A 19,805-nucleotide genomic window follows, 5' to 3' on the forward strand; every position below is an offset into this window, starting at 1 on the left:
CAGGTGCTCGATCGAGACCGATGTTTACGAGATTGGAGGACAAGAGCGAGCCTGGTAGATCGCCATGTTCAATCTTTGTTCTTCAACATGGCCAAAATCGCAGCTTCGGGCCGACTGGGCCAACGAGGGCGCGAGCGGCACCGGAAGCCCGGTCCCCAAGGGCAACACGGTTTTCACCGACAGTGCCAATTACCTGCCGCCAAATTCGATCGCGGTCGCCAAGGTCATCGTCGGGGTCGATGCGGCCGCAGGCGTCCAGAGCCAGACCGATCCCTTGCCGGTCGTGCTGCGCATCACCGGACCCGCGCGCTCGGTCTACGATAACGGGCGCCTGCTCACGACCAATATCGCTGGATGCTTGGTCAATGGTGCTGCCCGGGGCGACCTCTCGAGCGAGAAGGTCTACGTCAAGCTGCAGCGCATGACCTGCCCGCAGCCCAATGGCCGCTACGCGGTCTCGGACGTCAAGGGCTTCATCGCCTTCGGCGGCAAGACCGGGGTGCGGGGGAGGGTGGTGAGCCGCGAAGGCTCGCTCATCGGTCAGGCCTTCCTGGCCGGGCTCGCCGGCGGATTTGGCCGCGGCTTTGCCGCCAACACCAATTCGACGCTCACCGGCACGAACGTCAGCGTCAATGGCCAGCGCCAGAAGCTTGGCGCCGGCGACATCCTGCAAGGCGGCCTCGGCGAAGGCGTCGCGACCTCGGGCGACATGGTCAGTAAGTACCTGATCGAGCGGGCCGAACAGTACCAGCCCGTGATCGAGATGCCGACCGGGATCGATGTCGAAATCGTGTTTCTCGAAGGCGTGTTCATCAACGGGTGAGGAGGGTGCAATGAAACTGAAATCCTTGAAGTCATTCCATCTGGTGCGGCCCCGCCTTGGCCAGGTCCTGATGCCGCTCGCCGCGATCGCGCTCGGTAGTGGCGGCTCGTTGGTCTGGGCGAACTCCGGCGCCGGCGATGCCGCGACCGCTCAGCACGTGCCAAGTGAAGCGGACCAGGCGGTGACCGCGCTCCTGAAGCAGCGCCTGCCGCGCACCCAGGTTTCCCGCGTCAATTGTCAGGTGGTCGACGGGGTCTGCGAAGTGACCGCCGGATCGCAGCTGTTCTACGTCGACAAGACAGCGCGCTACCTTCTGATCGGCCGGGTCTACGACATGCAGACCCGCCAGGACTTGACCGCTGTGCGGCTACTCGAGGTCAACCCCGATCTCCTCGTCGGCGGCGCTGCTGGCAGCAAGCAGGAAGCCCAGGAAGTCGAGACCCCCCGCCGCGGCGTCAGCACGCCGGCGGCGAGCGGTGCCCCCCGGATGATGTCGCTCGCCGCACTGCCCGAGGCGGGCGGCATTGTCTGGGGAGCAAGCTCGGGGCCAACCGTCACCGTGTTCAGCGATTTTCGCTGCGGTTACTGCCGCGCGCTCTCGGGCGTGCTCGAAAGCATGAACGTGCGGGTAATCGAGCGGCCGATCTCGGTGCTCGGCAGCCGCGACCTTGCCAACCAGGTGTTCTGCGCGCGCGACCGGCGCAATGCGGTCAAGGCGGCCTATGCCGGCGCACCGATCACCGACACCCGCACCTGCGATACCTCGCCGCTCGATGCCAACGAGGCCTTCGCCCGCCAGCAGGGCCTTGCCGGAACCCCGGTGATCGTCCGCTCGGACGGCGCGGTGATCGAAGGCTTCCGTCCACGCGAAGTGCTCGAGCAGTGGCTGAAGGGCGCCAAGTCGTGACCGCGCTGACACCCAAACAGTATGCGGGTCTGGCCCGCGCGGTGGCGCGGCGCTCGTGCGGGGCGGTGTCGCTACCGGGCGCCCACCTCAGCCGCGCCGAAGCGATCCAGCTGTGGCAGGATCTCGTTTTTGCCACTGCGGCTCCGCAAGGTTTGCTGCTCAGCTCCCGCGAACAGTCACTGCTCGGCAAGCGCGCCTGGGCGCGCTCGGCCGGACATGTGGCGCTCGGAGAAGGGGCGATTTCGCGCCAATCTGGCCTGGCCATGTGGCGACTTGCGATCCGGCTTGGGGATCTCGCCGCCCGGCGATCGCCAGGCCCTGTCACCCGGGCGGCAAGCATTGCCGTGATCGGGCTCGCGGCTACCCAGCTTGCGGCCTGCACCTCGCTGTTCGGCGGCAACATCAAGGGCAGCTTCGCCTGTAGCGCGCCCGGCGGGACCTGTGCGCCCTCGACCGTGATCGACGACCAGGCGCTGTCGGTGATCCAGAATGCGCGCCCGATGACCCCGGCCGGGCCATACATCCGGCAACCTGCGGCGGCGAAGCCCGTCACCGCGGCGTACACGCCATCGGGTTCGGGCCGACTGACCTCGGCCGGCGGGGGCATGGTCCACCGCGAGCGACGCGTGCTCAAGGTGGTGTTCCCGTCTTTCGTCGATGGCGGCGGCAATCTCCACGAACCGCGGATCATCCACGCGGTGGTCGACGATGGCGCCTGGATGGAGCTCTCCTCGGGCGAGCCCAATATCGGCGAGCAGGTTGATGGTCGGGCGATCAGCCTCGCGAGCGCGGCATTCGTGCCGAGCCCGGTGGCTGCCGCTCCGATCGTTCAAGACGCTGTGTCACCCACTCCTAAAGCACTAGATGCCGCGCCTTCCGCGCCGCCTCGCCCCGAGGCCGTTGCGGCGGCCCGCGCCAAGGGTGCCGCGCTCCAGTCGGGCAACCCGATCGAGGCGATCCAGGCTCAGGTGCAGGCGCGCTTGGCAGGCACGGCGAAGGCCCAGGCCGCCCCGGCACCAGCCCCCAAGACGCCATCTGCTGCTGCCCCGGCCCCTGCGCCCACTGCGGCGGCCGGTCCCACCTCGATGGGTGCAAAACCAGCCAATGGCCCGGCCGCATTCCCTGCCAAGGTCGAGGAGTAAGCGACGATGGCCTCGCGCGGGTTCTGGGACCGGTTCCTCGACATGCTGTTCGGCGAAAGCGCCCATCCCGAGGCGACACGCCCGGTGCTCGGCGCGCCAATGCTGTCGAACTGGCTGCCCTATCGCAGCTACGACAAGAAGAGCCGCATGTTCATCAATACGGAGTCGCTCGGATTCATTCTCGAGCTGGCGCCGATGATGGGGGCAGACGAGCGCAGCGGCGAGATCCTCACGCAGTTTCTATCGGACGCCGTCCCCTCGGGCTGCGAGATCCAGCTGATCCATTGGCAGAGTCCCTCGGTCGGCGAACGCATCGCCGACTGGGTCATGCCGCGAGTGGTCGCGAAGGGCGTCTATGGCCGCGCGGCGATGCACCGGGCGCGCTGGCTACGCCGCGCCGCCTGGATGTCGATCTCGCGCGATGCGCCGTTTTACCTGCGCAATACCCGGGTCATTCTCTCGGTCGGTGCCCGGCTCAGCGGTCCGATCGGGGCCGACACGCTCGCCTCGGTGCGTGACAGTCTCCACGGCACGCTGCAGGCTCTCTCGATTCCGGCCCGCGACATGAGCCCGGTCGAACTGATCGCCTTCCTCGACGACTTCCTCTGCCCGGCGGTCGATAACGCCGACAAGCCCGAGCACTATTCCGAGCTCGATCCGATCAACGTCCAGTGCGTGCGGCGCGATCTGGAAACCCAGGTCACCCCCGACCGGATCGTGCTCCAGACCGAGCGCTTCCGTCCGACGGGCGAGCGCCAGGACGGCGCGCCGGTGATCGGCGAGGTCGTGCCCGACAAGTTCGACTGGCGCTTCTTCTCGGTGCGTAACCTCCCCAAGCAATGGGCGCCATGGGACGTCCAGAAGATCATCGGCGACGTCATCAACGACAAGCTGCGCTTCGGCTGCAACGTCATGACCGTGCTCGGGCTCGTCTACCAGGATGAGGAGGCAGTCGCCTCGCGCGCCGGGCTCAAGGTCATGCGCACCACCAGCCTTGCCGACAGCCGCTCGGCGCGCTTTCTGCCCCAGCTCTCCGAACAGCGCGACGAGTGGCAATATGTCCAGGCCGAGATCCGCCAGGGAAGAAAGCTCGCGCAGGTCTATTACGGCGTCGGCGCGCTCTCGCCATTGGGCAAGGGCGACGTCAACGAGCGCATGGTGAAGTCGGTCTACAAGGCCTGCGGGTGGGACCTCATCGACGAGCGTTACCTCCAGGTGATGGGGCTGCTCGCCGCGATGCCGCTGTCGCTCCCCAACGGTCTCTCGACGGATTTGAAGCGCATGAAGCGCTTCAAGACCATGCTCACCACCACGGCGGCGTCGATTGCGCCGCTCCAGGGTGAGCATACCGGCGGGCACATCCCGCATGTCCTCCTCATCGGTCGGCGCGGGCAGCCGTTCTTCTGGTCGCCGTTCCAAAACGCTGCGGGTAACCACAACGTTGCCGTTTTCGGCAAGTCGGGCTCGGGCAAATCGGTGTTCCTGCAGGACGTCTGCGCGGCGATGTCGGGGGCGGGGGCCAAGGTTATCGTGATCGACGATGGCCGTTCGTTCGAGCACATGGTCAAAGCCTTTGGCGGGGCCTTCGTCGAGTTCAAGCTCTCCTCGGGCTTCTCGCTCAACCCCTTCGACATGATCGACGGCGAGGCGCTGGCAAGCGACGAGGACGGCGAGGACTACGAGGTCGAATGCCTCGCCATGCTCAAGTCGATCGTCGGCCAGATGGCGCGCCAGCAGGACCGCTTGTCCGATACCGAACGCGGGCTGATCGATTCCGCGGTGAGCACGGTCTGGCGCGAAAAGCAGCGGGCAGGCACGATCGACGACGTCGCCTCCGCGCTGCGCGCACTGACCTCGCCATTCGCAGGCGACCTTGCCGATGCCATGTCGCCGTTCCTCAAGGGCGGCACCTATGGCCGCTTCTTCGAGGGCGCCTGTTCGATCGACCTCTCGGCCGGGCTCACCGTGTTCGAGCTCTCGGATCTCTCCTCGAAACCCGAACTGCGCTCGGTCGCGCTGACCGCGCTCATGTTCCTGACGCTACGGGTCATGCGCGATCTTGACCGCTCGGTGCCCAAGCTCACCATGATCGACGAGGCCTGGCAGCTGCTCGGCGGCGGGCAGATGGGCCAGGCGATCGAGACTTATGCCCGCACCTGCCGCAAGTACGGCGGCTCGCTGATCACCGCGACCCAGTCGCTCAACGACTTCTACAAGTCGGAAGGTTCGCTCGCCGCGCTTGAGAACTCGGACTGGTCGATCGTCCTCCAGCAGAAGGAAGAGACGATCAACGACCTCGCCAAGCACCAGCGCTTCGAGATGGACCACTATACCGAGAGCCTCCTTCGTTCGCTCAAGCGCAACGGCACCGAGTATTCCGACGTCCTGATCAAGGGCCCCGAGACCCTCGCTGTGGGACGCCTCGTGCTCGATCCCTATTCGGCGACGCTTTATTCCTCGAGCCCGCGGGTCTTTTCCGAGATCGAGGACAAGGTGCGCGGCGGCCTGGCGCTCCCCGATGCGATCGAGCGGGTGGCTTTCCCTGATTTCGTGCCGCCCGAGCCGGGCGCGCCTGATTTCGCCGAGGGCGAGCTTGCGGAGGCGGCCGAATGACGCCCGCCGTTGTCCGGGCCGCGGCGTCGCGCGCGCCATCCCGCCTGGCGGACGGCTGCTATGTCGCGCTGCGGCTGACGGGCTGGCTCGCGGTCACGCTCGGCTGCGTTGCGGCCCTGTGGCTCCTGTTCTTCGCCGCGCTGGGGAACTTCAGCTTTTCCGGGACCGTGCTCCAGCTCGACAATTTCGCCTCGCGCTACGTTGCGGCCGATGCCGCGCGGCAGGACCGCTTCCGCCTGTTCTTCTGGCTGGCAAGCGCCGCGCTGTTCGCCGTGCTCGCTTACTTCCGCCGCCATTCGCTCGGGAACCTGAGCCTTGCGGCAACCCCCACTTGCAAGGAGAGAGATCATGGCAGGTAAGCCCCGTGCAGCCGCATCAGGCGGCGAGACCGCAGCGCCCGGCCCATTGTTCGAGGCTGAAGTAGCAGCGGCCCCCGCTGCCCCGCCGCGCGCGCGGCTCGGCGCAGCTCCGGTCGCGCTCGTCGCCGCCCTCGTCGCGGCGGGCCTGTGGGGAGCCTGGGTCACCAAGAGCGTGCTCGGCGGACCTGAGAGACCGGCGATTGCCAAGGTCCAGCTTTCCGGAATCGTCGGCGAATATGTCCAGGCGCAGGCGCGCTCTGCGACGCCGCCCGAGCAGGTCACCACCGAGACCCGCGCGTTCATGAGCGAGATCCAGCGCAATCTCGAACGGCGCGGCGCGGCAGGGCAGATCGTGCTGGTCGGCGAGGCGGTCGTTGCCGGCAATGTCCCCGACATCACCGCCGACGTGCGCCGCGAAGTCTATGCGCGCGTGCGGATGCCCCAGCAGGCAGCGGCGAGCGGCAGCGACGTCATGGGCGCCATGCGTGCCGCTATGGCGGGGCCGGGGCCGCAGGCCGGGGCGCTCGGGGGGCAGGGCAATGCCCCCGCAAACTGAAGCACACCTTGAGCCCCCGGCGGCGCGCGCCAGTCATGCGAAGCGCTGGCTGGCGATCGGCGCGCTTGCGGCGTGCCTCGCGGCGAGTTCCTCGCTCGCGAGTTGGCGCGATGAACACGCGATCCTGATCAACACCACCCAGTCGCTCCCCAACTGGGCATTCTGGATCGACAAGCACCGCGTGCCGACGCGCGGCGACTTCGTGGTCTTCAAGGCGCCGCAGACCCCGCTCATCACCGCGCATTTCGGCAAGGTGGCCCCGCCTTTTGCCAAGCGGGTTTATGGCATGCCGGGCGACCTGGTGAGCCGCGAGGGCGCCGTGGTGCGGATCAACGGCGCCGAGGTTGCGCGCCTCAAGCCGGCGAGTTCGCGCGGCGAGAAGCTTGAGCCTGGCCCGACCGGGCGGATCCCCGAACACTGCTACTATCTTGGCACCGCCCACAAGGATGGGCTCGACAGCCGCTATGCCGATATCGGCTTTGTCTGTTCCGGGACGATCATCGGCACCGGGGACTCGCTGCTGTGAGGCCCGCCGCCGCCTTGGTCGCCGCCGGCGGCGTAGCGCTGCTGGTCGGTTGGCCGGTGATCTCGAGCCTGCGCGCTGCCGATTACGGGCAGATGGGCCAGACCTTTCCGATCATCGAGACCGATCTTCTCACCACGATCGAGACGCGATTGAGGACCCTCGAAGCCAATGGCGGGATCGAGCGCATGCAGCGCCAGATGCAGGAGCAGGCGGTCGCCAGCGTGCGCCGCCCCAAGCCGGTCGACGGCATGACGCCTGCGCTTACCAAGCGCGAATGGCTGTTCGACCCCTCGATCGTCACCGAGGACGATATCGTCGATGCCAAGGGCAACCTGATCGCTGCGCGCGGAACCCGGGTCAATCCGCTCGACATGGTGCAATTGAGCCAGGCGCTGGTTTTCGTCGACGGTGACAATGCCGCCGAACTCGCTTGGGCGGTCAGGACCTGGAGCGACGCGCGCGCCAAGATCATCTTCGTTTCGGGATCGCCCTTCGCTGCGATGAAGCCCTGGCAGCGGCGCTTCTACTTCGACCAGGGCGGCACGCTCACCGCCAAGTTCGGCATCCGCCACACTCCTGCGGTGGTCACGGCTGCGGGCGCAAACCTCAAGATCAGCGAAGTGCCGCTACCGCCCGCTGCAGGGGCACCCGCACCCGTTCTCTCTGGCGGAGGCAAGGTGTCATGACCCACCCGCTGATCGACTTCCTCAAGACGCCGATGGCCGCTCCCGAAACGGCGCGCCTGCGCCACATGCGGCGCTGGTGGATGGCGCTGTGCTGGGCCCTGGCGCTCGCTGTGCTGCTGCTCCCGCTCCTCAAAGCGCTGTTTGGGTTGTGGGGCGCAGGTCCCGCGCTGATCCTCGCGCTCGCCGCGCCGCTCCACGGCATTGCTTACTTCCGCACCAAGTTGCGGGCGGATGAGGACTTTGCCCAAGGAGCGCAGCCATGAAGCGGCTCGTACGGAAATTCGCGGGATTGCTCGCCGCGCTGGCGCTCGCCTTTGCCGCAACCGCGCCCGCGCGCGCCGATACGGTCTCGTGCCACGGCAAATTCATCAATCCGATCACCGATGTCTGCTGGTCATGCCTGTTCCCGCTGTCGATCGGCGGTCTCTCGATCTGGAAAGGCTCGCGCCCCGATCCCAAGAACCCCTCGTTTCCCCTGTGCGCCTGCGGCTCGCCGATCCCGCGCATCGGCATCTCGGTGGGCTTCTGGGAACCCGTACGGCTCGTCGATGTCACCAACAAGGCCTGGTGCTTCCCCAACCTTGGCGGGATCCGCCTCAATCCCGGCTTCGCTATCGGCAACGGCCATGTCCAGGGGCGCAGCCAGATCGGCGGCAAGGCGCAGAACAGCTCGCAGTGGCAGTCGCACTATTACGTCTACCCGCTGCTCTACTGGATGGAGATCCTGACCGATTTCCTGTGCTTCGAGCAGACCACCTTCGACGTCGCCTATGTCACCGAGATCGACCCGCTGTGGCAGGATTCGGCGCTCACCTCGATCATCAATCCCGAAGTCGCGCTGTTCTCGAACCCGATCGCGACCGCGGCCTGCGCGGCCGACTGCGTCGCGGCGACCGCCAAGCTGCCGATCGACCAGATGTTCTGGTGCGCGGGCTGCAACGGCGGGATGTATCCGCTGAACGGCCACGTCGCCGCACACGTCACCCCGATCCAGGCCTCGCGGCTCGTCGCCGAACGCATGCTCTACAAGATGCACCGCGAGGCGCTCGCCTGGGGGACGATGGGTTCCAAGGCCCTGTGCCACAAGTACCTGATGCCGGTGATGCGCAAGCAGCAATACCGGCTGCAGATGACCAATCCGATCTCGACGGTGAAGGGCCGCTACGCCTGCGCGCCAATCGGCGCGACCACCATCATCCCCCAGACCGGCAAGGGCTACCCCGTCAAGGGCGAGGACTTTGGCTACCTCGTCTGGCGCAAGCGCAACTGCTGCATGCTGTGAGGACCCCCATGACCTTCGCGCGCTCCCTGTCAAAGGCACGGATGGCTCCGATCGCGGGCTTCTTGGCGCTCACCGCAGTCTCGGCAGCGCTCGCGCAAACGATCGAGGGCATGGATCTCAAGGCCATCAAGGACCGGGCCGCCGAAGCCACGGCCGATGCACAGACCTTGGTCGATGCTGTTGCCGGCAAGGGCGAGGCACACCGCGGCGAAGCCGAAGCCTTGCGCGAACAAGGCCTCGCTTCTGTAGCATCGATCGATCCAGCAAGCTTGCCCAAAGGCCCGGACGGCGCGGTCGATTTCGACGAACTGCTCGCAGGCGCCGCCGCCAACACCCGTGCGTCGATGGGCGAGGGGCCGATGTTCATGGTCTTTGCCAGCCTGTCGATGCCGCAAGCCTCGCTCGCCCGGCTGATCGCCGACACGACCAAGGCCGGCGGCGTGGTGGTCTTTCGCGGCTTTCCCGGCGGCAGCACCAAGGCCTTTGCCGAAGGGCTGAAGCGGGTAGTGACCGACGAGGGTCAGGAAGCTCATATCGCGATCGATCCGCGCCTGTTCCGCGCGTTCAAGGTCGAGGCCGCGCCGACCTTCGTTGCTGCGGGGCGCGAGTACGAGCTCTGCGACGGGCTCGACTGCACCAGCGTCACCCCGGACCACGACCGGCTCACCGGCAATGTAACGGTCGAGTTTGCGCTCGAGAGTTTCGCCGGTGGCCGCGGACCAGGCGCCGGCGTTGCGCGCATCGCGCTCGCCCAGCTCAACAAGGGCCATTGAGATGCTGGTGCCGCGCCTTGCCGGACTCAAGCTGGCCGGACTGGCGCTGGCCGCCCTGGGGCTGCTCGCCGCGACCGGCACACAAGCCCAGGTCTACATCCCCCCACCCGACGATCTGGTCGAGCCGCAGCCGCCGCTCCCACCCGCGATCGATCCCGGCGTGCCCGCACCAGCCCCGCCGCCACCTTCCGCGCCTGCCACCATGACCGTGGATGAAGCCAAGGCCGAGGCGCGCTCCACTGGATCGAGCGTGCGCGGCGCCTACCAGGGGATCACCGATGCCCCGGGTGCGGCCGGGCAGATCCCGGGCTACCAGGCGAACTACCCCGGGCTCACCCAGTATTACGACAATCCCGGCAACATGTACGCCGACGGGGCGGCGGCGGGCTACAATAGCGATGCCTACCGCACCGCGAATTCAACCACGCGTCCGACCGTCGATGTCACCCGCGCCGACCTGTCCCGGGCCAACACCGTTACCGACGATCCCAATGCCTACCTCCAGGGGGTGAGCACGGACGGCTCTACCGGCAACTGCGTTCCGCTGCCGCCGAGCCCGGGGACCACCAACACCGCCGAGTGGACCTGCAATGTCGGCTCGAGCGTGGTCGAACAGCCCAAGACTTGCACCCGCAGCCTCACCGTCGCGGCATGGAACGAGACGCTCTACCAGTACCTCTGCGTCACCGCCCCGGGCTTTCCAGGCTGCGCTGCGCTTGAGGGTAATGCCCTGTGCCGCAAGACCGGGACCTTCCCGGTTCCCGACTACAACCTCACGGTCGACTACTACGACTGCGACGCAGCAATCTCCGATCCCAACGTCTACCTCATGGGCACCGTGGCCAAACCGCCGCCGCCCGACGCCTTCCAGGTCGTGAGCAACGTCTATCGCTGCAACAACGAAGGGATCACCGATGCGCTGACCTTCGATCCGGTCACCGGCCTTCCGGTGCAGTATGTGAGCGGCCTCCAGCAATGCGGGACCATCGCTTCGGAGGCCACCTGCACCCATACGACGGCGATCGCGGCAGGCCTGACCGACCGTCAGCTCTGCAAGACCTGGGACTTCGTCGGCGATCCGTTCGGGGGAGGGGGCTACCTTTATTGCCTCGAGCCTGCCGCGCCCGAGGAGGTCTATTCGTGCAGCACCAATGTCGCCGGCATCGTGCCGGAAAGCTCGGTGTCGAAGTGGTTCACACAGGTCTGGACCGACAATGCCTGCTCGGTCGATCTCGGGACCTGCACGCTCGCTTCCGAAACCTGCACTGCCCCCAATGAAACCCGCCTGGTGGACGGCGTGCCCGTCACGCGGGCCTGCTGGGAAACCACGAAGACCTGGCAGTGCCAGACCGTAGTTGGCGGCGGCAACGACTGCGGCAAGCTCGACGCGACGCCTGGCTGCACTTTTGACCACGAGACCTGTCTCGACGATCCGCCAAGCGGCGATGGCTCGTGCAAGGTTGCCGAGCGGGTCTACAAGTGCCCGATTCCCGCCTCGACGACGCAGCCCGCGCAGTACATCTGCGGGAACGACGTCTACTGCATCAACGGCGACTGCGAACCGATCGTGCGCGAGGCCTCCGACGAGTTCAAGGATGCCGTCGTGGCGCTGAACGCGCTCGGACAGGCCAATTCCGAGTTCGACGAAAGCACGCTGACCCTGTTCAAGGGCACCGCCGAGAGCTGCGCGCACAAGGTCTTCGGCCTTGCCAACTGCTGCTCTGGCAAAGGGGTCCCGCTCCTCGTTCCGCTGTTGTGCAGTCCCTCAGAGGTCCTGCTCGACCAGAAGGACGATGCCGGGCTCTGCCACAAGATCGGCACCTACTGCTCGTCGAGCTTCCTTGGCATCTGCCTTTCCAAGCGCGACGTCTACTGCTGCTTCCAGTCGAAGATCAGCCGGATCCTCCAGGAACAGGGCCGCCCGCAGATCGGCAAGACCTGGGGGACGCCCAAGAAGCCGGTCTGCGACGGTTTCACCATCTTCGAGTTCCAGCAGCTCGACCTCTCGGTGATGGATTTCTCGGAAATCTACGCGGAGTTCGTCGATGCGGCGAAGCTACCCGACGAAGCCGCCACGCTCATCGAAATCCAGGCAAAGATCGAGGCCTACTATGCCGCGCACAAGCCCTGACCTCGACAGAAACCCCTTGCCCGAACTTGGTGCGCGCGTCGTCGCGTTCGGGGCCTACGACGCCGCGCCCGATCTCACCGTGCTCGAGTTCTGCGTCGGCATGGCGCTCGCCCGCAAGGGTCCGCTGACCGCGCGCGGCATCGCCGCCGAGATCTCGGCCTGGTTTGACCATCCGGTCCGCGCGCGCAGCCTGCGCACGCAATTGGAGGCCATCGTGCGGCGCGGATGGGCGCGGCTCGAGGCGGGAACCTACACCATCGCCGAAGCCGGGAGCGAAGCACTGTCCGGCTTCTACTGCGCGCTTGTGCGCCTGCTCGATGGCGGCCGTCGGCTGCTCGACGTCGCCGTCTTCATGTCACTGATCAAGGAATTCGAGAGGAGCGGATCATGAACTACCGCCAATGCACTGCCCTGCTTGCCGCCTCCAGCCTCATGCTTGCCGCAACCGCGCCGCTGCGCGCCTCCGAGGGCGATGGGGTAGAAGTCCGACAAAGCGAGGACGCGCTCTACTGCAAGGAGAGGAAGCTCGGCACCTGGTTCTACTGCGAGAAGCCCAAGGAGGAGTCGCGCAAAGCTGCTGCTGCGCAGCCCCCGGCGCGCGAGCGCCTGGCCGCGATCGGGAGTGAGCTTGAAGAACTGAAGGCGCGGGCGATCCTCGAGCCGAGCCCGGAGAACGTCACGGCCTATGTCCGCTTCCAGCGCGAACAGCTCGACCGCTCATCGATGTTTGCCGACGTCTGGCAGCGCGCGCTGTGGCAGGATCCGGGGCTCGATTACACGCTGCAGCGCCCGGTCTCGACGCTCGGCAAGCGCGCCTGGATCGACGAGCGCAAGACGGACCGCGACCGGGTCATGGCCAATCTCTCGCAGCGCTACGGGGTGTTCTACTTCTTCGCCTCGAACTGCGGGGCCTGCGATATCTTCTCGCCGATCCTGAAGTCCGTCTCGGACAAGTACGGCCTCGCGGTGCTCGCGGTCTCGACCGACGGCGGGCCTTCCTCGACCTTCCCCGGCTACATGGTCGACAGCGGCCAATACGAGAAGCTCGGGCTCGGCACCGACCGCCAGGTGCCCGCGCTGGTCCTGTTCGATTCCGTCACCAAACAGCCGATGCCGATCGGCTACGGGATCCTCAGCCAGGACGAGATCATGGACCGCGTCTTCCAGCTGACGCAGGTCAAGGTGGGGAGCGACTACTGATGGGCGCCCGTCGACTTGCCGCCCGCCTTCATCAGGTTTCGCGAGCTACGCTAGGCGCGGTCCTCGGTGCCGCGGTCCTGCTCGCTTCGCCCACGCCCGCCTCGGCGGGGGTCGAGGGCGAAATGCAAAGCTTCATGTCCGACATGGGGGGCCAGGCCAACGTCACAGGCCCCAGCGCCTACCAGGGCCAGTCGGCGGGCTATTATTCGATGGGCTCGGTCTGGTCGCGCTTCCCTCAGAAGAACATCCAGCCCTTCAACCTCCAATTGCCCCATGCGCGCGCCGGGTGCGGCGGCATCGACCTCTTTGCCGGGTCCTTCTCGTTCATCAACACCGCCGAACTTGTCGCGATGCTGAAAGCCACCGCGAACAACGCACTCGGCTTTGCCTTCAAGCTCGCGATCGACACGATCTCGCCCGAGATCGGCAAGGTCATGGATGAGCTGGCGCAGAAGGTTCAGCAGATGAACCAGATGAACATCTCGTCGTGCGAGACCGCGCAGGCACTGGTCGGCGGCCTCTGGCCCAAGAGCGATACGGCAAGTTCGGTCATCTGCGAGGCAATCGCCAACAGCCAGGGCGCGGTCTCCGACTGGGCCCGCGCGCGCCAGCAGTGCAACAACGGCGGCCAGCGCGAGGCCTTGAAGAGCGCCAATTCCGACCCGGACATGAAGGAACAGGCCGGGATGCCCAACAACTACACCTGGGAGGCACTGGGCAAGAAGTACGGCGGGTTCGATACCCAGTTCCGCGAGTTCCTGATGACGCTGGTCGGGACCGTGATCTACGATCCGGCCGGGAACGGCGGGAAACCCAGGGTCCAGTTCATCGGCCCGGCCGACCCGGCGCTGATCAGCGCCATGCTCGACGGCACCTCGTCGACCCCGCACAAGTACTGGAGCTGCGGCGGCGATGCGACCAAATGCATGGCACCCAGCGAGATCGACATGGTCATCGGCCCCAATACAGCGATCAAGGCGCGGGTGCGCACGCTGATCGAGAGCATGGCCCTGAAGGTGCGCGATCCCGGTGCCTCGTTGACCCCGGCCGAGATCCAGCTCCTCGGCATGGCGAGCGTGCCCGTCTACAAGATCATCACGGTCAGCGCGGCGGCTGAGTTCGGCATCTCGGCCCAGGAGATCAACGATCTTTCCGAAATCGTTGCGGTCGATCTCGTCACCACCATGACCATGCGCTTCATCGACATGGCGGTGAACGCGCGCTCGGACTTCAACGGCGCCGACGCGGACAGCTTGCGCGAATGGCGCGAGGGGCTTTACGAGACCCGGCGCAATTTCCTCGGGATCGCGGCGCGCACCTCGCAGCGCTTCGACCAGACCTTCGCGCTCATTCAGCGCACGCAGATGCTCGAAAAGACCCTGCGCACCCAGCTCTCGCCCCAGATGTCGGCCGCGCTGCGCTTCTCGCGCACGCTCGGCAGCCAGGTCCAGTAAGGGGCGGCGAGCATGCTCGAGGTCTTCACGGTCGGGGGCGGCGACTACCTCGTCAACACCTTCAACGCGATCGCCGCCTGGACCGGCTCTGGCGGGTTCAAGTCGCTGATCCGCGTCGTCATGGTGATGGGGCTGATCTACGCACTGCTCATCACCGCGATGGACCTCGATTGGCGCGCGTGGTTTCGCTGGTTCATCCAATCGACGCTGATCTACCTCGTGCTGATGGTCCCGACCGTGACGGTGAAGGTCACCGACAGAATGAATGCAGGGCTCGCGCCCGCCACGGTGGCCAATGTGCCGATCGGGCTTGCCGCAATGGCTTCGTTCACCAGCCAGGTCAGCGATTACCTGACCCGCACCGCCGAGACTGTCTTCGTGATGCCTGCTGCGCTGAGCTACTCGAACGGCGGTTTCGTTTATGGGGCGCGGATGTGGGACAAGGCGCGCGGGTTCGAGATCCGCGATCCGGTGTTCAAGGCCAATGTCGACGGCTATCTCAAGCAATGCGCCTATTATGACATCCTGCTTGGCACCAAGAGCCTCAAGCTGCTGAGCGAGGCGCCCGACCTCTGGGCCGAGCTTGGGGTCAATGCCGCGACCAACCGCGGAATGAAGTACCTGACCGATACCGGCACTGGTACCGTGGACATCGAGGGCAAGACCTGCGCGCAGGCCTGGACGCTGATCAACAACCAGTGGGACGCGCAGATCAACGCCTATGCGCTGCCGTTTGCCCATTCGATGTACCCCAAGCTTACCGAGGCCGCCGCCGGTGCCAAGCTCGCCAATGACGTGCCGGTGGTTTCGCAGCTGCTCACCGGCACGGCGATGACCCGCAACCAGTTCTTCAAGCAGAAGAGCATGGTCGACGCCTTCGAGGCGGCCCAGCTCGACTTCGGTAATGCCGATGCCGATTCCTTCGCGCTCCAGCGCGCCGACACCCAGACCCGCAACGCGATGACGACTGCGGCCGAGCAGGGTCTGATCTGGATTCCGGTGCTCGGCGTGGTCCTGACCGTGGTGTTCTACGCCCTGTTCCCGATCGTTTTCCCGCTGCTGCTGTTCCCGCGCACCGGCATCGCGACCCTGAAGGGCTATTTCTCGGGCTTCTTCTATCTCTCAGCCTGGGGGCCGATCTACGTTCTCATCCACTCGTTCATCATGGACCGCTTGGCCTCCCAGACCGCGGCGGTCTCGGGGGGCAGCGTGAACCTCGCCAACTGGGCGGGGATCGATGCGGTCAACCAGGACGTCGCCACGATGGCAGGGTTCCTGATGATGTCGGTGCCGATGCTGGCGCTGATGGTCATGCGCGGAACCATGTCGGCCGCGAACAATTTGGGCTCGATGCTCGCCCCGGTCCAGACGGGCTCGGACGCTGCGGCGCTTGAACGAACCACTGGCAATTACGCCTATGGCGATGTCAGCTACGGCAACCTCAACGCCGAAAACCGGCAGGTGTCGCAGTGGAATCAGGCGCCGAACCTTTTGGCGGGCGCGGGGCATTCGGGTTTCCGCGAGGCGGACGGACGCATGTTCAACGAATATGGCTCGGGCCATTCGGTGATCGATACCAATGCGGCGATTTCCCAGTTGCCGTTCAAGCCGACCATGACGCGGGGCTATGCGACCGACCTCAGATCCCAGGGTCAATGGTATCTCAATGAGGCCGACAAGATCGAGAACGGCACCTCGAGCAGCTGGACCAGCTCGAAGGGACAGTTCGGCAGCTCCGTCACCGCGACCAGCGATGTCACGGGGGCACGGCGAGAAAGCGGTTCACGCGCCTCGGATACCCACAATGTCGGTGGCAATGTGGTCGTCGAAGGGGCGAAGGGTAGCTCGACGCGCGAGGTCACGAACAACGATCTCATCCTGCGCGAGGGCAACAGTCGCTCCTCGAGCGATTTCGCGAGCCGGACATTTGGTTCAGGCTTGTCGCTGACTGGTACCGGAACGGTCGGCACCCCTCTGGAATCGGAAGTAGGTAGCGGCGTTTCTGCTTCTCTTTCTGGCTCGCTCTCTGGACGTCGTGAGAGCGGCGATCGCGCCAGTGCTGGTAGCGAACGCTCAGCAACCAACCAGACAACGCGCGGCACCGACAAGTCCGACGAGACCAGTGACCGGGTGGTCGTCAGCGGTTCGAGTGGCGATATCCAGTCGTCGGGCACCTACAGCCAGAGCTCGGACTACACCGACCATAGCCGTTCTCACACCAGCACCGACGGCAACGACTGGCGCGTAGCCGAGGCCGAGGAACGCCGTGCGGCCGCTGCGCGCTATCGCGAGATCGGTAGCCGGATGATGTCAGAGGCGAGCTACGCCGAAAGCCACGGCTTCCAGATCTCGAGCGACATGTCGAACCTGATCCAGGATCGCTACGAAACGTTGCAGCGAGAGCATCCCGAGTGGCATTTGCCCGATCTCTCCAACCCGCGGCTCGACTATCGGGATGTCACGCGCCGCGACCAGGCCATCACCTTTATCATGGACGATCTGATGGGAGATTTGCGGGCGCACCGGATCAATGAGCTTGGCGACGTTGCAGGCATCGCGGGATCGGGATCGCTCGGCACCAATGTTGGCCTCGGCATGCCGCAAACGCCAGCATTACCGACTTCATCCCGCGTAGGAGGGCTTGTGCCATCGCCGCTGGAAGGCGGCACGCTGCTCGCGGTGCCAGACGGTCCGGTCGACGGCGCTGCCCTTGCGCGCGATCTCGGGATCAAGGTCAAACCCGGCGCGCGGCTTGGCCATATGGATGGGGACCTGGTGCCTGCAATGGGCGCGGTAGCAGAGGAAGCCCGATCGCTTGGCCTGCCAACCCCGGTGGTCACGTCCGGTAATGACAGCACCCAGCACATGGCCGGATCAGCCCACTATGACGACCGCGCGCTCGACTTCAGGGGAAACAACATCTCCGATGAACAAGGCGAGCGATGGGCTGCGCAGGTCCGGTCACGGCTTGGCGAGGGCTATGCCGTGCAGTTCGAGCGCTTCCCGGACAAGCCCGAGCGCGACCACTTGCATGTTGCTAAGAGACGAACCTGACTTTCAGCCAAACAGGTGAGAGGACGAAGCCAAGGCGATCCCGACGATCACCATCAGGGCGACGAGCACGGTCGTCGGCCAGCGGCCCAAAGTCTTGCCTTGGCCGCGAAACGTAGGGAGCCTTACACCCGTGACATGGTCAAAGTGGCCCTGCCGCGGGTAAATCGGCATCCCATCCAGTCCGTAACGATCATGGTCCATCGAGGGTCTCCTCGCCCTGGCCATGATTACCCCAAACGGACTGAATTTTCAATCATGTGCCAGCAGCAGGTCGAGCCCTCCGCACAAGGCTCGCACCCCCTCTCCTCGCAGCGCCGCGGCGCTTGAAGTCAGGTGCCTTTGCCAGGATAGCTCTCGATCCGTGCCGCGCCGGCGCGGCGGATTTGAGCAGCCGCCTCCTCGACATGGAACGAGACCGCGTCACGCGCGCGCAGGGTGTCGCCCGCCTTCATGTAGGTGATCAGACGGTCGTGCTCGACCAGGGAACTGCGCGCTTCGTCGAGCTGGAAGTAGTTGGCGCCTGCAATCCACACCGCCGGCGGAACCGACTTGCCATAAGCGGCAAGCGCCGCCCTATTACCGCTCAGACGGACGAGCTCGAGGTGCCACTGATAATCGATGTAGGCCCCCTGAAGCAGGTTTGCCACATCCATGTCGTCATAGGCCTTGAGCGCCGAATTCAGCGCCTCGAGATGGCTGAAATCGGTCTTTCCGTGGCAAGCCGCGACCTCGGCTGCCGCCATGGCCTGGATCGCACCGGCCAGCGCCAGGTGTTCGGTGATCCGGTCAACGCTCCAGTCGATGATGGTGTAGCGGCCATGGTCGCGCGCAATGAGGCTAAGATCGATGAGTTCGAGTGCCAAGCGCTCTGCCTCGGCGGGATCGAGACCCTGTAGGCCGGGAATATCGGCCGCGCTGTCATAGCGTCGCCGCTTGCTGGGCTCGCGCAGCACGGCAAAGATCATCTGCGCCGGGCAGGCAATCGTTGTCATTACTGGCAATTTTGTTTTGGCCACTGCTGCCCCAAAAAACCGAACGACGACCAAATGGGGATAATGCGAAGCTCCCGGATTCGGAAATCAAAACGATATTGTGCTAGGAAGTACGAAACAATGCGGTGAGCCAGAACTCATCCATGAGGGAGGTCGATTGACCAGAGCACAGTCCCTTTCTGAACTCATGTTCCTCGAAATCAGGTTCGGGGTCCTGTCTGCGCGCTACCTTCCCGGGCAGGCGATCAACAAGGCCGAGGTTGGCGAAGTCTATGTTTGCCGCCCGGCCGGGGTTGCCGAAGTGCTGAGTGCTCTCGCTCACGAAGGCTACCTCACCCGCAAGGGCCGGAGCGAATTTACCGTGCGTACCTGGGGCCGCGAAGAGGTCGAGGACCTGTTCGAGATGCACGCCAATTTCGAAGGCCTTGCCGCATTTCGTGCGGCCGAGCGGGCCAGCGACGCCGAAATCTCGCTGCTGGCCGCGCTGGCTGCCGAGGCCCGGGAAGCAATCCCCGAGGATCCGGACTCACTTGAGCGTGTGGTCATCGAGAACCTCAGGTTCCACGTCGAGATCATGCGCATGTCGCGCATCCCGCAGATGCCTGACATGGCGCGCATGGTGCTTCCCAATGCGCTGCATCGCCGGATCGTCTGGTCGCAGCGCGCCGACGATGCCGAGCAGTCGTTTCGCATGCACCAGAAGATCGCGGCGGCCATCGCCGAGCGGTCGGGCTCGATGGCGCGTTTGCTGATGCGCGAAGACATCTACTCGTCGCGCGAGGCGGTGCTGGCTTCGATCGCGGAGCTGTCCGGGCGCGAAGCGGGCGAGACGGCTACCATTGTCCGGTTCGCGCCGACCTTCGAGTTCGAGGGCAGACTCTACGGGCAGGGGACCCGTGAGCCCGGCGCCGACGGACGCACAATCCCGTTCGGGGTGCCGGCCGCCAACCGCAGATAGGGTTAGTGCGGACCGGCCTCGCTGGTGTCGTCGGGCAGGTGGGAGCGGTCGAGCGCGAGTTGCTCAAGGACGCCTCGCATCATCGCCGATGCCTGGAGAAGACCAGCGGCATCGAGGACATCGAGGAAGTCCCGGGCATCCGACGTGATCAGGTCCAGCGTGCTTCGATCGATCAGCAGTCGCTGCATTCGCATCAAGCCGCCCCCGAAGCCCAAATCCAAGCAAACGATTGTTGAAACTTGGGAATCTGTCAATATTGCGCCAAGTTAAATCTATCAAATAATGGCTCTGAAATGGTCCGAGTTAGGTACCTGCGCCTAAGATTCGGAGCCTTGTCCGCGCGAAATCA

General features: G+C 65.4%; 19 protein-coding genes and 1 pseudogene. 17 read left to right on the forward strand and 3 right to left on the reverse strand.

All coding sequences use genetic code 11. The features are described from left to right. Window positions 1–133 precede the first annotated feature (133 nt). The 16 genes and pseudogenes from POM99_RS20580 to POM99_RS20655 form a co-directional block, all read left to right on the forward strand. Window positions 134–823 (forward strand): annotated as a pseudogene (locus tag POM99_RS20580) (TraB/VirB10 family protein); the annotation flags it as partial. A 10-nt stretch (window positions 824–833) separates the two neighbouring features. Next, entirely contained in the window at window positions 834–1,730 is an 897-nt protein-coding gene (locus POM99_RS20585; RefSeq protein WP_277280565.1) for a DsbC family protein, read from the forward strand. Then, window positions 1,727–2,872 (forward strand): hypothetical protein, encoded by a 1,146-nt coding sequence (locus tag POM99_RS20590; RefSeq protein ID WP_277280566.1) that lies wholly within the window; start codon window positions 1,727–1,729, stop codon window positions 2,870–2,872. Before POM99_RS20585 ends, POM99_RS20590 begins: the two co-directional genes overlap by 4 nt. Window positions 2,873–2,878: 6 nt before the next feature. After that, complete coding sequence (gene traC / locus POM99_RS20595; RefSeq protein ID WP_277280567.1) at window positions 2,879–5,485, forward strand: type IV secretion system protein TraC; 2,607 nt, start codon at window positions 2,879–2,881, stop codon at window positions 5,483–5,485. Continuing rightward, window positions 5,482–5,844 carry a hypothetical protein gene (locus tag POM99_RS20600; RefSeq protein WP_277280568.1) on the forward strand — a complete coding sequence of 121 codons (363 nt, stop codon included), beginning with the start codon at window positions 5,482–5,484 and terminating at the stop codon, window positions 5,842–5,844. The genes traC and POM99_RS20600 overlap by 4 nt, the downstream gene beginning before the upstream one ends. Further along, complete coding sequence (locus POM99_RS20605; protein WP_277280569.1) at window positions 5,834–6,400, forward strand: type-F conjugative transfer system protein TrbI; 567 nt, start codon at window positions 5,834–5,836, stop codon at window positions 6,398–6,400. Before POM99_RS20600 ends, POM99_RS20605 begins: the two co-directional genes overlap by 11 nt. Next, entirely contained in the window at window positions 6,384–6,926 is a 543-nt protein-coding gene (locus tag POM99_RS20610; RefSeq protein ID WP_277280570.1) for a S26 family signal peptidase, read from the forward strand. The genes POM99_RS20605 and POM99_RS20610 overlap by 17 nt, the downstream gene beginning before the upstream one ends. Next, window positions 6,923–7,612 (forward strand): type-F conjugative transfer system protein TraW, encoded by a 690-nt coding sequence (gene traW / locus POM99_RS20615; protein ID WP_277280571.1) that lies wholly within the window; start codon window positions 6,923–6,925, stop codon window positions 7,610–7,612. Before POM99_RS20610 ends, traW begins: the two co-directional genes overlap by 4 nt. Beyond that, window positions 7,609–7,875 (forward strand): hypothetical protein, encoded by a 267-nt coding sequence (locus tag POM99_RS20620; RefSeq protein WP_277280572.1) that lies wholly within the window; start codon window positions 7,609–7,611, stop codon window positions 7,873–7,875. The genes traW and POM99_RS20620 overlap by 4 nt, the downstream gene beginning before the upstream one ends. Beyond that, a complete protein-coding gene (gene traU / locus POM99_RS20625) occupies window positions 7,872–8,894 on the forward strand; it encodes a conjugal transfer pilus assembly protein TraU (RefSeq protein ID WP_277280573.1) in 1,023 nt (340 codons plus the stop codon). The genes POM99_RS20620 and traU overlap by 4 nt, the downstream gene beginning before the upstream one ends. 8 nt (window positions 8,895–8,902) lie before the next feature. Beyond that, entirely contained in the window at window positions 8,903–9,667 is a 765-nt protein-coding gene (trbC, locus tag POM99_RS20630) for a type-F conjugative transfer system pilin assembly protein TrbC (protein WP_277280574.1), read from the forward strand. A gap of 1 nt (window position 9,668) precedes the next feature. Continuing rightward, window positions 9,669–11,798, forward strand: a complete 2,130-nt coding sequence (gene traN / locus POM99_RS20635; RefSeq protein WP_277280575.1) for a conjugal transfer protein TraN — start codon at window positions 9,669–9,671, stop codon at window positions 11,796–11,798. Between the two features lie 16 nt (window positions 11,799–11,814). Then, the gene (locus tag POM99_RS20640) at window positions 11,815–12,189 is read left to right on the forward strand and encodes a hypothetical protein (RefSeq protein WP_277280576.1); all 375 of its coding nucleotides are present in this window, start codon (window positions 11,815–11,817) and stop codon (window positions 12,187–12,189) included. Beyond that, entirely contained in the window at window positions 12,186–12,998 is an 813-nt protein-coding gene (locus POM99_RS20645) for a thioredoxin family protein (protein WP_277280577.1), read from the forward strand. Before POM99_RS20640 ends, POM99_RS20645 begins: the two co-directional genes overlap by 4 nt. Continuing rightward, the gene (locus POM99_RS20650; protein ID WP_277280578.1) at window positions 12,998–14,452 is read left to right on the forward strand and encodes a conjugal transfer protein TraH; all 1,455 of its coding nucleotides are present in this window, start codon (window positions 12,998–13,000) and stop codon (window positions 14,450–14,452) included. Before POM99_RS20645 ends, POM99_RS20650 begins: the two co-directional genes overlap by 1 nt. Window positions 14,453–14,464: 12 nt before the next feature. Then, window positions 14,465–17,506 carry a conjugal transfer protein TraG N-terminal domain-containing protein gene (locus POM99_RS20655; RefSeq protein ID WP_277280579.1) on the forward strand — a complete coding sequence of 1,014 codons (3,042 nt, stop codon included), beginning with the start codon at window positions 14,465–14,467 and terminating at the stop codon, window positions 17,504–17,506. Between the two features lie 3 nt (window positions 17,507–17,509). Here POM99_RS20655 and POM99_RS20660 read toward each other — a convergent pair whose 3' ends face one another. Further along, a complete protein-coding gene (locus POM99_RS20660) occupies window positions 17,510–17,707 on the reverse strand; it encodes a hypothetical protein (RefSeq protein ID WP_277280580.1) in 198 nt (65 codons plus the stop codon). Between the two features lie 128 nt (window positions 17,708–17,835). After that, window positions 17,836–18,471: an FCD domain-containing protein gene (locus POM99_RS20665; RefSeq protein WP_277280581.1), complete on the reverse strand. Its 636-nt coding sequence runs from the start codon at window positions 18,469–18,471 to the stop codon at window positions 17,836–17,838. A 214-nt stretch (window positions 18,472–18,685) separates the two neighbouring features. Here POM99_RS20665 and POM99_RS20670 point away from each other — a divergent pair, with 214 nt between their 5' ends. After that, entirely contained in the window at window positions 18,686–19,456 is a 771-nt protein-coding gene (locus POM99_RS20670) for a GntR family transcriptional regulator (protein WP_277280582.1), read from the forward strand. Window positions 19,457–19,458: 2 nt separating this feature from the next. On the opposite strand, the gene POM99_RS20675 is transcribed toward POM99_RS20670, so the two are convergent. Next, window positions 19,459–19,644, reverse strand: coding sequence for a hypothetical protein (locus POM99_RS20675; protein WP_277280583.1), 186 nt, complete (start codon window positions 19,642–19,644; stop codon window positions 19,459–19,461). Window positions 19,645–19,805 lie beyond the last annotated feature (161 nt).

Origin of the sequence: Novosphingobium cyanobacteriorum, from assembly GCF_029436685.1 — a bacterium.
GTDB lineage: Bacteria > Pseudomonadota > Alphaproteobacteria > Sphingomonadales > Sphingomonadaceae > Novosphingobium > Novosphingobium cyanobacteriorum.

Bases quoted from the DNA above. Each gene is read 5' to 3' on its own strand.
- POM99_RS20585 (WP_277280565.1), top strand. From the start codon at position 834: ATGAAACTGAAATCCTTGAAGTCATTCCATCTGGTGCGGCCCCGCCTT.
- traC (WP_277280567.1), top strand. From the start codon at position 2,879: ATGGCCTCGCGCGGGTTCTGGGACCGGTTCCTCGACATGCTGTTCGGC.
- POM99_RS20600 (WP_277280568.1), top strand. From the start codon at position 5,482: ATGACGCCCGCCGTTGTCCGGGCCGCGGCGTCGCGCGCGCCATCCCGC.
- POM99_RS20605 (WP_277280569.1), top strand. From the start codon at position 5,834: ATGGCAGGTAAGCCCCGTGCAGCCGCATCAGGCGGCGAGACCGCAGCG.
- POM99_RS20610 (WP_277280570.1), top strand. From the start codon at position 6,384: ATGCCCCCGCAAACTGAAGCACACCTTGAGCCCCCGGCGGCGCGCGCC.
- POM99_RS20620 (WP_277280572.1), top strand. From the start codon at position 7,609: ATGACCCACCCGCTGATCGACTTCCTCAAGACGCCGATGGCCGCTCCC.
- traU (WP_277280573.1), top strand. From the start codon at position 7,872: ATGAAGCGGCTCGTACGGAAATTCGCGGGATTGCTCGCCGCGCTGGCG.
- trbC (WP_277280574.1), top strand. From the start codon at position 8,903: ATGACCTTCGCGCGCTCCCTGTCAAAGGCACGGATGGCTCCGATCGCG.
- traN (WP_277280575.1), top strand. From the start codon at position 9,669: ATGCTGGTGCCGCGCCTTGCCGGACTCAAGCTGGCCGGACTGGCGCTG.
- POM99_RS20645 (WP_277280577.1), top strand. From the start codon at position 12,186: ATGAACTACCGCCAATGCACTGCCCTGCTTGCCGCCTCCAGCCTCATG.
- POM99_RS20650 (WP_277280578.1), top strand. From the start codon at position 12,998: ATGGGCGCCCGTCGACTTGCCGCCCGCCTTCATCAGGTTTCGCGAGCT.
- POM99_RS20655 (WP_277280579.1), top strand. From the start codon at position 14,465: ATGCTCGAGGTCTTCACGGTCGGGGGCGGCGACTACCTCGTCAACACC.
- POM99_RS20660 (WP_277280580.1), bottom strand. From the start codon at position 17,707: ATGGACCATGATCGTTACGGACTGGATGGGATGCCGATTTACCCGCGG.
- POM99_RS20665 (WP_277280581.1), bottom strand. From the start codon at position 18,471: ATGATCTTTGCCGTGCTGCGCGAGCCCAGCAAGCGGCGACGCTATGAC.
- POM99_RS20670 (WP_277280582.1), top strand. From the start codon at position 18,686: ATGTTCCTCGAAATCAGGTTCGGGGTCCTGTCTGCGCGCTACCTTCCC.
- POM99_RS20675 (WP_277280583.1), bottom strand. From the start codon at position 19,644: ATGCAGCGACTGCTGATCGATCGAAGCACGCTGGACCTGATCACGTCG.